The sequence below is a fragment of the Mycobacterium colombiense genome, from assembly GCF_001672755.1.
Lineage (GTDB): Bacteria > Actinomycetota > Actinomycetes > Mycobacteriales > Mycobacteriaceae > Mycobacterium > Mycobacterium colombiense_C.
The window spans coordinates 1-964 of the sequence record NZ_LZKI01000051.1 but is presented as its reverse complement, the minus strand read 5'-3'; the positions used below and the strand labels follow the sequence as shown (position 1 = coordinate 964).

Here is a 964-nt window from a genome sequence, read left to right as displayed (position 1 = left end):
CCGGGCGTCCCGACCGGTTGGATCACGTCGTCGGGCTGAGGTTCGTCCGCGGGTTGGGCCTGGTCGGCTTCGGCGGGATCGTCGGGATCATCGGCGCCCTCGTCGGCCACGGTGCCCTCGGGATCGTCTGCGTGGAAAGGCTTCTCGTCGGAGTTGTCCGGGTCGCCGCCGTTCAAGGCGTCCGTGCCGTCGAGCCCGTCACCCGCCGATCCGATCAGGCCGCCCACCGCATCGATGATCCGGCCGGCCAGCCCGAGAAGCCCACCGCCGCCGCCCAACCCACTGCCACCGAGTCCACCAAGGTCGCCACCGCCGAGACCGCCGAGCCCGCCACCCAAATCGCCCGCGGGCATGCCCAGCGCATCGCCGAGCGCGGCTCCCCAGTCCGCGGGAGGCGCGACATTGACCGCCGGCGGCGCCGGAGCAACCGAATCCGGCGCTACGCCAACCTGACCGGGCGCGGCCGCCGTCAACGTCGGCGCGGGATCCGCCGCCGCGACGGGCGCGGCGGCCACCGGCGGGGCGAGCTGCACCGGCACCACACCGGTCCCGAGATCGCCGGGAAACTCGAAGCGCGCCGTCGGGACGGCGGTCATCTTGTCGATCACCATGGCGTAGGACGTCTCGACCCCGTCCGACGCAGACCGCATCGCCGTCAACCAGTCGTTGCGAATGTCGTTGTCCACGTGAGGCATTACCTGCTCGCGCACGATGTCGGCCGCGCCGTCCCGGTCCCCCGCCGTGACCGCGCCGGCGGCGGCCAGCCATGCCGGCCGCTCAGCGCGCACCCGGTCGTCGACGGCGATGGCGGTCGCCACCTTCGAATCGACCAGATACCACAGGTTGTCGCGCAGCGACTCGCATCGTTGGGCCGCCGCGCGCAGTTCGGTGGCGACCGCCATCGCCGTCGACGACCGGGTGCGCGCTGAGCGGCCGGCATGGCTGGCCGCCGCCGGCGCGGTCA

At 73.4% G+C, this 964-nt stretch carries 1 pseudogene; it reads right to left on the bottom strand.

What is annotated here, in order from left to right:
* A pseudogene (locus A5708_RS27150) lies at positions 1-964 on the bottom strand (hypothetical protein); the annotation flags it as partial.